Source organism: Methylomonas sp. ZR1, from assembly GCF_013141865.1.
In the GTDB taxonomy this organism is placed as follows: Bacteria; Pseudomonadota; Gammaproteobacteria; order Methylococcales; family Methylomonadaceae; genus Methylomonas.
This window is the reverse complement of the sequence record NZ_RCST01000001.1, coordinates 40,877-55,026: the sequence shown is the minus strand read 5'-3', so window position 1 is coordinate 55,026 and position 14,150 is coordinate 40,877. Positions and strand designations below refer to the sequence as shown.

At 53.7% G+C, this 14,150-nt stretch carries 16 protein-coding genes; 7 read left to right on the top strand and 9 right to left on the bottom strand.

All coding sequences use genetic code 11. From position 1 onward, the window contains the following. Window positions 1-153: 153 nt before the first annotated feature. The 3 genes from DDY07_RS00270 to DDY07_RS00260 all read left to right on the top strand — a co-directional run bounded on the left by DDY07_RS00270 (window position 154) and on the right by DDY07_RS00260 (window position 2,105). Window positions 154-1,395, top strand: a complete 1,242-nt coding sequence (locus DDY07_RS00270; protein WP_171694339.1) for an amidohydrolase family protein — start codon at window positions 154-156, stop codon at window positions 1,393-1,395. Window positions 1,396-1,462: 67 nt separating this feature from the next. Further along, window positions 1,463-1,672, top strand: a complete 210-nt coding sequence (locus DDY07_RS00265; protein WP_171694338.1) for a DNA-binding protein — start codon at window positions 1,463-1,465, stop codon at window positions 1,670-1,672. A gap of 13 nt (window positions 1,673-1,685) precedes the next feature. Then, window positions 1,686-2,105: a type II toxin-antitoxin system VapC family toxin gene (locus DDY07_RS00260; protein ID WP_033158368.1), complete on the top strand. Its 420-nt coding sequence runs from the start codon at window positions 1,686-1,688 to the stop codon at window positions 2,103-2,105. On the opposite strand, the gene DDY07_RS00255 is transcribed toward DDY07_RS00260, so the two are convergent. The 4 genes from DDY07_RS00255 to DDY07_RS00240 all read right to left on the bottom strand — a co-directional run bounded on the left by DDY07_RS00255 (window position 2,102) and on the right by DDY07_RS00240 (window position 5,464). Further along, entirely contained in the window at window positions 2,102-3,019 is a 918-nt protein-coding gene (locus DDY07_RS00255; RefSeq protein WP_171694337.1) for a class I SAM-dependent methyltransferase, read from the bottom strand. The genes DDY07_RS00260 and DDY07_RS00255 overlap by 4 nt on opposite strands. Window positions 3,020-3,144: 125 nt before the next feature. Then, window positions 3,145-3,933 carry a 4,5-DOPA dioxygenase extradiol gene (gene ygiD / locus DDY07_RS00250; protein WP_171694336.1) on the bottom strand — a complete coding sequence of 263 codons (789 nt, stop codon included), beginning with the start codon at window positions 3,931-3,933 and terminating at the stop codon, window positions 3,145-3,147. 25 nt (window positions 3,934-3,958) lie between these two features. Continuing rightward, window positions 3,959-4,837 (bottom strand): pirin family protein, encoded by an 879-nt coding sequence (locus DDY07_RS00245; protein ID WP_171694335.1) that lies wholly within the window; start codon window positions 4,835-4,837, stop codon window positions 3,959-3,961. A 27-nt stretch (window positions 4,838-4,864) separates the two neighbouring features. After that, window positions 4,865-5,464 (bottom strand): FMN-dependent NADH-azoreductase, encoded by a 600-nt coding sequence (locus DDY07_RS00240; RefSeq protein WP_171694334.1) that lies wholly within the window; start codon window positions 5,462-5,464, stop codon window positions 4,865-4,867. A 102-nt stretch (window positions 5,465-5,566) separates the two neighbouring features. Between DDY07_RS00240 and DDY07_RS00235 the strand changes: the two genes are divergently transcribed. Together DDY07_RS00235 and DDY07_RS00230 are read left to right on the top strand one after the other, a co-directional pair. After that, entirely contained in the window at window positions 5,567-6,466 is a 900-nt protein-coding gene (locus DDY07_RS00235; RefSeq protein ID WP_171694333.1) for a LysR family transcriptional regulator, read from the top strand. A 143-nt stretch (window positions 6,467-6,609) separates the two neighbouring features. After that, on the top strand, window positions 6,610-7,284 hold the full coding sequence (locus tag DDY07_RS00230; protein WP_171694332.1) for a hypothetical protein: 675 nt from the start codon (window positions 6,610-6,612) through the stop codon (window positions 7,282-7,284). Window positions 7,285-7,381: 97 nt separating this feature from the next. On the opposite strand, the gene DDY07_RS00225 is transcribed toward DDY07_RS00230, so the two are convergent. The 3 genes from DDY07_RS00225 to DDY07_RS00215 all read right to left on the bottom strand — a co-directional run bounded on the left by DDY07_RS00225 (window position 7,382) and on the right by DDY07_RS00215 (window position 10,596). Next, window positions 7,382-8,974 carry a SulP family inorganic anion transporter gene (locus tag DDY07_RS00225; protein WP_101054609.1) on the bottom strand — a complete coding sequence of 531 codons (1,593 nt, stop codon included), beginning with the start codon at window positions 8,972-8,974 and terminating at the stop codon, window positions 7,382-7,384. A gap of 30 nt (window positions 8,975-9,004) precedes the next feature. Beyond that, a complete protein-coding gene (locus DDY07_RS00220; protein WP_171694331.1) occupies window positions 9,005-9,637 on the bottom strand; it encodes a carbonic anhydrase in 633 nt (210 codons plus the stop codon). A gap of 263 nt (window positions 9,638-9,900) precedes the next feature. Continuing rightward, window positions 9,901-10,596, bottom strand: coding sequence for an SDR family oxidoreductase (locus tag DDY07_RS00215; protein ID WP_171694330.1), 696 nt, complete (start codon window positions 10,594-10,596; stop codon window positions 9,901-9,903). Window positions 10,597-10,737: 141 nt separating this feature from the next. Between DDY07_RS00215 and DDY07_RS00210 the strand changes: the two genes are divergently transcribed. Next, a complete protein-coding gene (locus DDY07_RS00210) occupies window positions 10,738-10,938 on the top strand; it encodes a KTSC domain-containing protein (protein WP_033158359.1) in 201 nt (66 codons plus the stop codon). Window positions 10,939-11,037: 99 nt separating this feature from the next. Here the strand turns inward: DDY07_RS00210 and DDY07_RS00205 are convergent, their stop codons facing one another. Next, window positions 11,038-11,922, bottom strand: a complete 885-nt coding sequence (locus DDY07_RS00205; protein WP_171694329.1) for a 3'(2'),5'-bisphosphate nucleotidase CysQ — start codon at window positions 11,920-11,922, stop codon at window positions 11,038-11,040. 17 nt (window positions 11,923-11,939) lie between these two features. Beyond that, window positions 11,940-12,911: an oxidoreductase family protein gene (locus DDY07_RS00200; protein ID WP_171694328.1), complete on the bottom strand. Its 972-nt coding sequence runs from the start codon at window positions 12,909-12,911 to the stop codon at window positions 11,940-11,942. Window positions 12,912-13,055: 144 nt separating this feature from the next. Here DDY07_RS00200 and DDY07_RS00195 point away from each other — a divergent pair, with 144 nt between their 5' ends. After that, entirely contained in the window at window positions 13,056-14,105 is a 1,050-nt protein-coding gene (locus tag DDY07_RS00195; RefSeq protein WP_171694327.1) for a low specificity L-threonine aldolase, read from the top strand. Window positions 14,106-14,150: the final 45 nt, after the last annotated feature.

The window sequence follows — 14,150 nt, the reverse complement described above, 5'->3', positions numbered from 1 at the left end:
CCTTCCAGGAAATTTAAGAGCCGGGTTAATATTCACCCAATCTGCAAGGCCATAGCGCTAGCACCAAGCCAAGCAAAATCCGCCCCAACCTCTTTACAACCCATTTGATTTTGCGGATCCTATCCCCACAGTATCCGACCTAGAAAACAGCCCATGACATCAAACCATCGCGTGCCCGCTACCAGTCGCGCCCGCCGCCGCTTTTTAAAACTGGCGGCTGCCAGCTTGGCCACCAGCAGCATGCCGGCGTCTGCACTGTTTCGCTTAACTAATCCCTGTCTCAATCCAGCCGGGACGCCGGCATCAGCCCTAGAAACCGCCGCTTGGCAAGGCATCGATCCGGCAGACTGGTGGGATTGCCACACCCACATCATCGGCTCCGGCGACGGCGGTAGCGGCATTACGCAAACGCCGGATATGCATGCCCCGCTCAAGCACCCGGTGCAAACCCTGCAACACTGGGCTTACGCCAACGCAGCTTGCATCCCTGACACGGACCAAGACACTGCCTTCGTCAAACGCTTACAAGCCCTGATGGACAACATGCCCAAAGGCTCGAAGGCCATGCTCTATGCGTTTGACCGTGCCCATGGCGCCAGCGGCGACCCGGATCATGCGAATACCGCATTTTTTGTCCCCAACGAGTACGCTCAGCGTTTGGCGCAAGCCTATCCGCAGCGCTTCGAATGGGTAGCCAGCATTCATCCTTATCGCCCCGATTGCGTGACGGTACTGGAACAAGCCGCCGCCAACGGTGCCCGCGCCGTGAAATGGCTGCCGCCGGCAATGGGCATAGACCCTGCTTCGCCGCAATGCGACCGGTTTTATAAAGCGGCGGCCCAATTGAACATACCGATCATTACCCACGGCGGCGAAGAGAACGCCTTGCACGGTGCCGACCAGCCTTTGTTCGGCAATCCGCTGCGTTTGCGGCGGGCGCTCGATGCCGGCGTCCGGGTGGTGATTGCCCATTGCGCGACATTGGGCAAGGATGTGGATGAAGACGGCCGGGAAGTGCGAAGTTTTGATTTGTTTGCCAAGTTGATGGCGGATAAACAGTGGCAGGACCTGCTATACGGTGACATTTCGGCGATTGTGTTACGCAACCGCGATATGGGCGTAATCAAAACCCTGCTGACGGAAACCAGCTGGCATAGCCGCTTGCTGTACGGTTCGGATTACCCGTTGACCGGCATTTTGCCGTTGATCTCGCCGTCGGCTTTTGCCGATGCCGGCTTGCTGCCGGGCGATGCCGTCGAACCGTTGCTGGCTCTACAGGAATACCATCCATTTCGCTTCGATTTTGTGTTGAAACGCAGTTTGTCGTGGCAGGGTAAGCGTTTTGCCGACGGTGTATTTGCGACTCGGCCGTTTTTTACGGGCCAACAACGTTAGAGTTAAAAGACTACCGCTACGCCAAAGCGCATGCTAGCATTGATAGCACCACCCCTTGGAGTTAGCTATGCCCAGCCTTGTTGTTAGAAATCTTGATGAAACGCTGGTTAAGGCTTTGAAAGCCAGAGCTGCCGCCCACCATCGTTCCACAGAAGCAGAACATCGCGCCATCCTGGCGGAGGTTTTGACCGGGCCGCAACGGAAATCTTTTACGGAAGCGCTTGCCGCCATGCCCAATGTCGGTTCGGATACTGACTTTCTGCGTGTAGATACCTAGAGCGATTTGGCTGATGTATTTGATTGACACGAATGTGATTAGCGAAATCCGCAAAGGCAGCAAGACAAATCCGGGCGTTAACCAGTTCTTTGCCGGCGTCGCCCAAAATGATCACAAGCTGTATATTTCTGTCGTCACCGTCGGTGAATTGCGGCGCGGCGTGGATCTGATTTATCACCGCGGCGATTTTAGCCAAGGCAAGTTACTCGAGAACTGGCTAAACCAGCTTATGCAGGAATATCGCCATCATGTCTTGCCTATCGACAACGAGATTGCGCTGGTTTGGGGGAAAATGCGCGTACCAAATCCTCAACACCCCTTGGATAAATTGATCGCTGCTACGGCGTTAATTTACGATCTTACCGTTGTCACCCGGAATGTTGGTGACTTTGCCGGCACAGGAATTCGGGTCCTCAATCCATTCGCGGATTAAGCCGTCGCCCGCAGCAAATTTCCATAAAACAAAGCTTTGCCGGTTTGGCTCTGCATCCACAGTTGTTTGATTTCGAGTTGGCGTTTAGCAAAACAAGGGGCGGCAGCGCGGGCTAAATCCTGCAAGTCCACTTTGGGAGAATAGGTGTTCAGGACTAAAAACGCCCCCGGATTCATCAAGCCGCGCGCCGTTTCGATCAAGTCGGCCAGCTGATTTTCCAGTTTCCATTTTTCGCCCTTGGCGCCCAAACCCCAGGCCGGCGGGTCCATGATGATGCCGTCGTAATGGTTGCCGCGCTTGAGTTCGCGCTTTGCAAATTTCAAGGCATCTTCCAGCACCCATTGGATGTTGGTCAGCCCGCTACGCGCCATATTGTCGTGGGTCCAATCCAACATTTGCTTGACTGAATCCACATGCACCACTTCCGCGCCATTCGCCCTGGCCACCAGTGAGGCCGCACCAGTGTAAGCAAACAGGTTTAATAGTTTGTCGCCCGGTTTGACCCGCTCGGCGATGAACCGCCAGTTGGCTTGTTGTTCCGGAAACAAGCCCAGGTGTTTGAATTTGGTCAGCTTCAGACCGAACTGCAATTGTTGATAAGCAATTTGCCAGTGTTCGCTAGCCTGCGGCTTCAATTTTTTCCAGGTGCCTTGCGTGGATGACAGCTCTACAAACTCCCAATCCGCCCTCGCCTGCCAATCCGGCCACGACCAACCCGGCTGGAAATGCGCTTGAATCTCCGGGCGTATCGTCACCACGTCACCCCAGCGCTCCAGCTTCTTGCCGTCACCGGCATCCAATAGTTCATAGTCCGCCCAGCCAGCGGCGACTTCGCGCAGCGTATTTCCAGGAACGGCAACACTATTGCTGGCTTTGTTTTCAGGTGACTTGCGGCGAATTGGATCGTTGGGCATATTGCTGGCGGCGCACAGAATGGTTAATCGGCGGATTTTATGCCCGAATGCGGAAACAGGCCACCACAAACGGCGAATATCTGACGCTCAGCGGAAGTAAGCTGAATTTAGCGTCTACATGCCCGTTAACCTATTTGCACAGACAACATGGCAATCGCGCCCAGCGTGGTTTTGTCCGTGAAAAAACCGACCTGTTCGCCGTCACCTTGCAAGCCCAGGATGTATAGGAGGGGCAGAAAATGTTCGTCTGTCGGGATGGCCAACGCCGCATCGCTTAATTCGCGGTATTTGACGACGGCGCTGTGATCGCCTGCGGCAATCAAGCGTTTAACCCGCTCGGCAAACGCGACGGCACAGTCATGAGCCGTATCCCGCCAAATCAAAGCTTGCAAGTTGTGTACGATATTACCGCTGCCGACGATCAACACCCCCTCGTCTCTCCAGCAGCGTAAGGCTTTACCCAGTTGGTAATGCTGCTCAGGCGACTTTTTTGTATCCAGACTGAGTTGTAAAACCGGGATGTCTGCATCGGGAAACAGATGGCACAAAACCGACCAACTGCCATGATCCAAACCCCAGTCCTGATCCAACTCAATCCCAGGCATCCGCGCCTTGATCCTCGCCGCCAATGCCGGACTGCCCGGCGCAGGATAGACAAAATCGAACAAGGCTTGTGGAAAGCCGTAGAAATCGTGGATGGTCCGCGGCTGCGGCATCGCAGTAACCCGTGTGCTATCGTTTTGCCAATGCGCCGAGATGCATAAAATCGCCTTGGGCCTGGGCAGATTTTGTCCCAGTTCCGCCCAAGCCCGACTGAATTCGTTATCTTCCAGCGCATTCAACGGACTGCCGTGACCGATGAATAAGGCCGGCATCCTCGGCAAGTGCTGGTTGTCGGGCTGGGCCGTATTCATCGTCTCTACTCCCATATGTTTGCTTCTAAGCCGCGACGTTAAAACGACCGGCTTGATAATCGTCTATGGCTTGCTCGATTTGCTCGCGAGTGTTCATCACAAACGGCCCGTGCTGAGCGATTGGTTCACGCAAAGGCTTGCCGGCCACCAGGATCAAACGACTGTCTTGCTTGGCCTGCAATATCACCCCATCCGACTCACCGCTGCTTAACACCGCCATGCGTTGCGCAGCTACCGACCGTTCTGCCACCGCCACCTCGCCGCGATACACATAAAAAAACGCATTGTGACCGACGGCTAAAGACTGACTGAAACTGGCCCCAGCGGGCAAATGCACATCCAGAAACAGCGGCTCGGTATCCGGCCGTTGAATAGCGCCCGCGACGCCATGGCTGCTGCCGGCAATCACCCGCACCTTGACGCCATTGGCCGTAAGCAATTCCGGAATCTGCTCGCTTTGCACATCTTGATAACCGGCCGGCTGCATTTTCTGGGCGGCAGGCAGATTGATCCACAATTGAAAGCCTTCCAGCATGCCGTCTTTTTGCTCGGGCATTTCCGAATGGATAATCCCGCGCCCCGCCGTCATCCATTGAATACCGCCGGTTTCCAATAAGCCTTGATGGCCGGCGTTATCGCTATGCCGCATCCGGCCGGTGATCAAATAAGTCAGGGTTTCGAAACCCCGGTGCGGATGATTGGGAAAGCCGGCGATGTAATCGTTGGGCTTATCGCTGCCGAAGGCATCTAGCATCAAAAATGGATCGAGGCGTTGCTGCAAGGCTTGGCCCAGCACGCGGGTCAATTTCACGCCGGCACCGTCCGAGGTGGCGTGGCCAACCACTAGCTGCTCGATAGCGCGGGACCGCATTACGTCATCGCTTTTTACTGTGTCTGTGTTCATCGCTGTTCTCCTATTTAAGGTTAACGATCAGGCTGCCAATGCGGCAATCTGTGTGGCCGCGGCTTGCAGGGCCAATTGCTCGGCGTCGCCGCCCATCGCCAAGCCTTCCGCGTAGATAAAGGTGACATCGGTCATACCCAAAAATCCCAAGACGGTACGCAAATACGTGCTTTGGCTGTCGGTCGCTGTACCGCTGTGTTTGCCGCCGGCGGTCTGGATCACATACACCTGTTTGTTTTTCAACAAGCCTTCCACGCCGTTTTCGGTGTATTGAAACGTCACCCTGGCCCGAGCGATAGCATCTATCCAAGCTTTCAGTTGTGCCGGAATCCCAAAGTTATACATCGGCGCGGTTAACACTAGGATGTTGGCGTGCTGAATCTCGGCAATCAAGGCATCGTCCAGCGCCACCCGTTGCGCTTGCTCGGGGTTGCGCTGTTCGGCGGGCGTACTCAGCGCAATCAAAGCCGCTTCATCCAGCAAAGGATGCGGGGTTTTCGCCAAGTCGCGTACCGTTAATTCAGCGGTCGGCGTTTGCTGGCGTAAACCGGCCACCAAATTGTCGGCCAAGCGGCTGGAATAGGCATTTTCGGCACGGATACTGGAGTTGATTTGCAGAATGTTCATGTTAGTCTCCCAAAGGTGTTGAAGTTGGGTTGACTATACGCCGGGATAATATTGAGCAGAAGACCGGAAAATGGATAACATTATTCCACTGGAGGAACAATCATGCAGATAGAACCTAACGACCTGTGGCTATTCGCCAAAATCGCCGATGCCGGCAGTTTTTCCAAAGCCGGCGAATTGCTGGGTTTGCCTAAGTCAACCTTGTCACGGCGGATCAGCAATCTGGAAAAACAGCTGGGCGAGCGCTTGTTGCAACGCACCACCCGACAGCTAAATTTGACCGAATTCGGTTTGCGCCTGCTGCAACATGGCCGGCAGGTCAGCGAGGAAATCGAAGCGGCGATGGCATTGGCACAACATCGGCAAATTCAGCCCAGCGGCGTATTGCGCATCTCAATGCCCAACGACTTTGCCAATCTGTTTTTGGCTCCCTTACTGGCCCAATTCAGCAACAGCTACCCGGCTATTACCTTGGAAATCGATCTATCTGCACGACGAGTGGATTTACTCAGCGAGAGTTTCGATCTGGCGATTCGGATGGGTGATTTGCCCGATGACGCGACGTTGACGGCCAAGCGCTTGAATCTGCAAACCTGGGGCTTGTATGCGTCTCAAGCTTATTTGCAAAAACGCGGCACACCGGCGCACCCCGAAGAATTGTTGGAACACGATGCCCTCAGCCTGCAGGCCGGTAATCGGGAAGCGCCGGCCTGGCGCTTGACGAGGGGCGAACAACAATGGCTGGGCATGCCGCCGATACGCATCCAAGCCAACTCGCCGGAATTATTGGTCAAACTGGCAATGCAGGACCAAGGCATCGTCGCCGCGCCGGATTCTTACGCCAGCACTTACATGCCCAATCAAGAGCTGGTGCGCGTGCTGCCGGAATGGTGTTTGCCGCAAACCACAGCCTGGCTGGTGTTCCCAGGTCGGCGTTTGATGCCGACCAAGACCCGGGTGTTTATCGATTTCTTGGAAACGCATTTAAAAGACTTTACATGAGACATAATCGGCAACTGGGGAAACGGCAAAAACGCCTAGCAGCATAGCTTATTTGTTTGACTGAAATTACCTGTGCCTATAGAATCGCCGCCGCCTAACGCATGGTTAGGAAGCCTGTCATTTCAACAATTTAAGGAAAATTCATGTTTAGATCTTTGGCTATTTCACGCGGTATCGTTCTGTTAGGCGGCGTGCTGGCGATCAGTTCCGCGCAAGCAACCGTGGTTGCCGGCTCGGATTTCATCAAGACTGCAACGACTCATTACGTTATTAACTCAGCGGGAAGCTTTGCTACCTACATCCCCTCTTTTATCGTAGTCGGCGCAGACGGTTCGGAGCCAAGTGAGAATCTAGGACCGTTCAGTATTTCCGGGTCATTTGACGTCGAGCGCTATCAAAGCACGGCAAGTCCTTCTACAACGTCTGCAAGCGGTGAAATTACCGACAAGCTATTGTTTACCAACGCCAACGTCACGCTGAACGGCGCAATCCATAGCTTCAATTTCCCGAGTTTGTTTAGTCTTATGACCAGCGACACGGCGTTTCAGTCGGAGTCGGCATCTCTCGGTTGTACTATCCCACAGGGCCTTATTCCTTCCTGTGTGACAATGCCCAACCCAAACCCATCGTCTTGGTTCGGAACCCTAAGCAATGAATCCCTCAGCATGGACGGCTTCGCAGCAGTCGATAACATAAAAGCGGGTTACAGTTATCACATACAGGCGTCCGTGGTCCCGTTGCCAGCAAGTGTCTGGCTATTTGCTTCAGCCCTGGGACTGGCCGGCATCACTCAAAGAAAACAGCGTGTCATAAAATAGTTCGTAAGGCATCGGATCTGCCGAGCGCAAGGCTTTGCATCTTGCTGGATTGATATGCAAAGCCCGCGTGTCGCAGAGCCTATGAACGTGTTTCCCGCTAATGCCCAGCCGCAGCCAAGCGGGGTATGAAAACGGCTTCCTGCTCAAGCAATCGCGACTCCAAGGCCAAACCTTGTAATTCCACTTGGATATTGCGATCCGGTGCCGCTTGCAGGAAATCGCTCAGCGTTTCCAGAATATCGTGATCGATAAACAGGGCTTTGCCGCCGTCAATGATCAATTCGCTATCGTCGGCGATACCGGCAAGATAGTTACGAAGTAAGGCTTTATTTAAAAAAGACACGTCCTTGTGCAGCCTCAGCAAGTAGTTGGGCCCATGCTGGGTTAAGGTGATAGCCGCATGGAAGTTGGCCCGCAAGACGAAAAAAATACCGCACACCATGCCAATCGCGATACCTTCCAACAAGTCGGTAAATAAAATCGCGAACACGGTAATCGCAAACGGCACAAATTGATTCAAACCTTTTTGGTAAAACTCCACAAACATGGCCGGCTTCGCCAGCTTGTAACCGGTTTGCAGCAAGATTGCCGCCAGACAGGCTAATGGGATCATGTTCAGAAAATGCGCGAAAAACAATACGCTGATCAATAACAACACCCCATGGAAAAAGCTGGATACCCGGGTTTGACCGCCGGCATTGATGTTAGCCGAACTGCGCACAATCACGGCCGTGATCGGCAAACCACCTATCAATCCGCTGAGCAGGTTGCCCAGGCCTTGGGCTTTCAATTCGCGATTGGTCGGCGAAACGCGCTTATGCGGATCGAGCTTATCCACCGCTTCAACGCTCAGCAGGGTCTCCAGGCTGGCGATGATGGCCAGGGTGAGCGCGATGCTGTATATCTTGGGATTGCCGAGATAGCTGAAATCCGGCAAGCGCAACTGGTTAACAAAATTGCTGGTGGAGCCAAGTTCCGGCAAAGACACCAGATACTTGACGCCGATGGACCATTCAGGCGCCGCCGCCAAGGCCCAGGCATTGAAAGACACGCCCCAAATCACCGCCAACAACGGCCCTGGAATCATCCGCAAGGCATTAAATTGTTTGATGAAAGCGCTTTCCCAAAAAATCAGAATCAATAAGGCCACGCCAGCCACCAGAGTCGCGCCGGGCGAAATGCCGTGCAGTGAGTGGGTAAACTCGATGAAGCTGGAACCGGCGGTATCCGGCATATAACTCTCGTCCGCCGCGTAGCCCTCATCGTAACCGGTGGCGTGCGGGGTTTGCTTGATGATCAGGATCATACCGATAGCCGCCAACATACCTTTGATCACCGCGGTAGGGAAAAACGCGGCAATCGCCCCGGCCCGAAGGAAACCGAACAGCATTTGGAAAATCCCGGCAAACATCAGGCTCAACAAGAAAGCCTTGTAATTGCCCAAGGTTTCGATGGCGTTGAAGACGATGACCGTCAGGCCAGCCGCGGGGCCGGAGACACTGAGCTGCGAACCGCTGCACAAGGACACAACGATACCGCCGATCATGCCGGCGATAACCCCGGCGAATAAGGGTGCGCCGGACGCCAACGCCACCCCCAAACACAAGGGTAAGGCCACCAGAAATACCACAATGCTGGCCGAAAAATCCTGACGAAAATATTTCAGGTAATCATTAAACTGCATTTTCATAGACGGTCTCCGTGCGGATAACTGGGAGCCTTAATGGGCATATTGGTAGATGTTGTGAATCGGCGAGGTGGCGTCGATGTGTATCAATTCATTCAACAAACCGTCGTGCAAACCGTATACCCAGCCGCGCAAACTGACTTTTTGGCCGGACTTCCAGGCCGATTGCACGATAGAGGTGTGGGCCAGACGTTGCACTTGTTCGATGACATTCCACTCGATCAATTTGTTGAGTTTGCGTTCGGGCTGCAAATTGTCCAGTTCGTCTTGGTGCAAGCGATATACTTCCTTAATGTGCGTCAACCACTTGTTGGCAATGGCCAAATCGCCGCGTTGCTGGCGCAAAGCGGCTTCAACACCACCGCAGCCATAATGGCCGCAGACGATCACATGCTTGACCTTTAAGGCGTTAATCGCGTACTGCAACACGCTTAAACCGTTAAAATCGGTGGTGATGACTTGATTGGCGATATTGCGGTGGACAAATATTTCGCCGGGTTGGGCATGAACGATGGTATCGACCGGCACGCGGCTGTCGGAACAGCCTATCCATAAAAACTCCGGATGTTGCTCCTTGGCCATATTGATGAAGTAGTCGGGCTGTTTACCGGTCATGGCTTCTGACCAGGCTTTGTTTTCCAGCAGCAATTTGTTGGGAGTCTGCATAAACCCCTCCTCTTGTGTCGTTGCGATGTAAACGATGCGATTCTTAGGCGTCGCACTTAAGCAACCGATGTATTGGAAGATCGTATCGGCGCCGAACAAATAATATCGAATCGAAATTTTTATGCAAGCAATAACGTTTCGATTCGATATTTTTATCACTAATGATCATTAGCTTGAGGGGGTATACGCACCGCTTATGCAGACCTAAGCAGTGGTTCTGATACTGACTTATTTAAGACGCGAAAACTTAGAAGCCAAAAAGCTTACCAAGGCAATGCTGAGCCATCGTATTTAACAAAGCTGCCGCTATCGGCCAAGCTGAAATTGGCTATCACTTTACGCATGCCCGATACGCTTTCTTCAACGTCGATCAAGCCGTTCGGTCCGCCCATATCAGTTCTGACCCAACCCGGATGCAGAATCAATACGCCGATGGACGAAGGCCGCAAATCGATGGACAGGCTCTTCAAGGCCGCATTCAAACCGGCCTTGCTGGAGCGGTACAGGATGCTGCCGCCGCTGGTATTGTCGGTCATGCTACCCATCAAGCTGCTCAAGGCCACGATCAAGCGTTTGTCGCCGCGCTGCAGCTGTGGCAGGAAGGCTTCGGCCAATTTAAGTGGCGCCATCACGTTGACCGCCAGCACGTTTGCCCAGGTTTGATAATCCAGTTGCCCGAAACCGCGACCGGCTTGATCGCCATAAACGCCGGCATTATTCAGCAAGACATCGATTTTGCGGTCGGCTAGCTTGCTTGCCAACGCATCGATTTGACTGAAATCCGCCACATCCAGTGTCTCGATTTGAATGTGCGAGTATTGTTTGGCAAGCGCCGCCAAATGTTCGGCCTGGTCCGGCTTGCGGCAGGCCGCGATGACCTGGTAATCGGCGGCGGCATATTGCCGGCAAAACTCCAGACCCAAGCCGCGATTGGCGCCGGTGATTAAAACAGTTTGCATCGTTACGTCTCCAAACGAGTGATTGAAAAATTAGGGAAGCTATAGTTTTACGTAGTCTCGATAAGTAATTGCCGATTGAACTATTCGTATTTAGCCATGCCTCACCGACACAGTTTTAGCATGAAATTCCCGGAGGCTACTATGCAAATGCAATCAGTTAAATCCAGCACCATCGACGTGATCGGCTACGACGAACAAACCCATAAACTGCGAGTATCGTTCAAAGACCGGCAAGCTCAGGATTTTTGCCACGTGCCCGAACACCTGTTTGCCGCATTTTTGAAAGCCCGCTCCAAAAACCGATTTTATAAGCGCCACTTCCAGGATTTGTTTCCCTGCTGAAAAAGACCGAAGCCACCATCGATACCCGATAGATTCAAAACCTTGCGTCTATCGGGCCTCATTCAATAGCAATAATCATGACACGGGCAACTTGTTCGCTTATCCCTGCCGTAACTGCCGGTAAAGCCTGATCATGGTGTCGGCGATAGCTTGGTCGGAGCAATACAACACGCCGCAATGATTCATAAACGTCGAGCCGTTCGGATTTAATACCAGCACATTACCGCGTATATCGCTGACCGGCGCGCCGGCTTCCTGGAACAAACAAGCGGTGGCCGCGTAATCCCACACGCTGCCGCCGCCCTTATCCGGCTTAGGAAATTTGAAATAACACGCCGGCGCCTCAGTCAACGCTTGGCAGGCATTTAAGGCCGCGCCGCCTTGCAAACGCAGCTTGGCCTCGGCATAGCCCAACTCAACGGCAATCCGTTGCAATTCGACTTGCGTAGCTTGGTACAAGGGGTCGTGAGCAAAGCTTTTATCGGTAATGAACGTCAAGACTGGCGCAGGCGGTGCCGGCTTAAAAGCGTGTTGGTTTTGCCAAGCGCCTTGGCCTTTAATCGCCCGATAGAGCGTGTGAGTTAAGGGATCGTAAACGACGCCAATCAGCGCCTCTCCGGCGCGCGATACCAGGGCGATGGACACCGAATAACCCGGCACGTTTTCGATAAACGGCAAGGTGCCGTCTAAAGGATCGATACACCAGAAATAGTCGTGTTGCAGACGCGCGCCGTCATCCGGACTTTCTTCCGACAATAAAGCCAAATCGTATCTGGCGCAGATCGGCCGCAAGGTTTGCAGAATAAGCTCCTGACTCAAATGATCGATTTCCGTCACTACCCGAGCAGCCAGACTGGTGCCGCCGTCTTTGCTGTTTACAACAACCGCATTATGCGCACGCCTGGCAATCAATTGTCCGGCCTGCATCGCCGCGGAGATGGCACACTGGCCGAGTAAATACAGATCGTCCGTCGACAAGCGCATCGGTTCTCCTGGTAATTTTATAATTGGGCGATGACTTGCCGCGCCAGCCGTTCACTATAGCTGTTGGGTGACCAATAGCCGGGACTCCAGCCTTTTAAAAATCGGTGAAAATCGGTCCAGGCTACTGGATAAAGTGCCCGCCAATCACGTTCGACCGCATCGGCATCGACGGGTTTTTGTTGACGCCGCAATGCCTGTTGCAAAGCCTGAAAATAAATATCCAGCAATTCGCTCTCCCGGCGCTGACATTCTTCCTGGCCCAAACAGCTATCGATAAAATACGCGACATCCTTGATGCCGCAGCCGCCGCCGACGTATTGAAAATCCACTGCCGCGACCCGGCTGCCGTCCGCCGAAAAACAAAAATTGGCCAATTTGGCATCGCCGTGCACAAAGGTTTGATACGGCGTATCGCGCAGTTTTTGATCAATCATCGGCGCGGCATTTTTCAAGACAATATCCTGCAAGGCCTCCCATTCGTTGGGCCGGGTTTGCAAATGCCAATAAGTGCCGGTGGGCCACAAACCACTAGGATTTTCACCGATAAACGTGGCATGAAAATTGGCCAGCCAATTTAAACATGTGCGTATCTCCCGTTCCCCGGCCCGCGAGTGACGTTGCGGAAACCCCACCGGATGCAGATCTTCCAAGACCATGACTATATCCTCACCGAACATTTCGAAAGCTAAACACGCCGGGACTCGGCAATCCGCGTCGCAACGTTTGGCCCAGCTTTGGTACCAGGCCGCCTCTATCTGATAAGAGCGGACTTTGCGCCGATGCGATAAATCTTCATTGGAACCGGGCGTTTGCAGACTTTGTGCCGACAGTTTTACGTGTTTGACGATCACGCTAGCACTGTCGCAGCCGCTTACGCCATAGCGCAAAATATAGCCGTAGCCGCTCCAAAGGCTTTGAATGGTTTCAAGTTGAAATGCATCATCGGCACCGGTCGCCTGAAGCACGAGATCGCGAATGGTATTTTGCATGAGTTGAGAGTGCCTTAAAAGATTGCTATTTTCCGGGAATACGCCGAACGAAAGCCAGGCTCGCGTGTCGGATTGCGGTATCGTTGGTATAGTTCATACCGTCGTATAGCCCATACATTAAACATCACCGCCATGATAGCAACCATGAATTTTGCATCCGATAACTGGGCCGGCGCTCATCCGGCCATTTCCCAACGCTTGTTGGCTGCCTCCGCGGGCTTTTCAGCCCCCTATGGCGCCAGCGCGCTGGATCGCAAAATCGAGCAACAGTTTAACGAGCTATTCGAACGGGAAGTTGCAGTCTATTTCGTCAGCACCGGCACGGCCGCCAATTCGCTGGCGCTGGCGGCCGTCAACCGTCCGGGCGGCGTCTCGTTTTGCCATCGAGAAGCACACATGCTGGAAGACGAATGCGGCGCACCGGAGTTTTTCACGCATGGCGCACGGTTGGCGCCAGTGGACGGCGACAACGGCAAAATCGATCCGGAAAATCTGAAAGCGGAAATCGAGCGTTTCCCGCCTAATTTTGTGCATGCCGGGCAACCGATGGCCATTTCCATCACTCAGGCCACCGAGATCGGCACGCTTTATCAACCGGAGGAAATTGCCGCGATTGCCGACATTGCCCAAACTTACGGCTTACCCTTGCACATGGACGGCGCGCGCTTTGCCAATGCGCTAGTCTCGCTGGGGTTAACGCCTGCGGAAATGAGCTGGAAACTAGGGATAGATATTGTGTCTTTCGGCGCCACCAAAAACGGCTGCTGGTGCGCGGAAGCCTTGGTGTTTATGAATCCGGCACAGGCCAAAGATTTACCGTTTATCCGCAAGCGCGCCGCGCAGTTGGTATCTAAAAGCCGGTTTATCGCCTGTCAGTTTGAAGCGTATTTAGACGACGGACTTTGGCTGAATCTCGCCTGCCACGCCAACGCGATGGCGGCGCGTTTGCAAAACGGCATTGCCCATTCAAAAAACGCCCGCCTGGCCTGGCATGCAGAAGCCAATGAGGTGTTTGCCGTGCTAGACCAAGCGCACGCGGACCTCTTGCAACAACAAGGGGCGGTGTTTTACCCCTGGAATCCGCCGCGCGCAAACCCTGGTCTGGTAGCCGACCAGGAAGTATTGGTGCGTTTGGTCACCAGTTTTGCGACGCAGGCTGAGCAAGTCGATGCCTTTATCGAGCGTTTGGGCTGAGGCAGCCGATTTTGCGTGTCTATCGCCCCAAACTCCCAGCTGCCA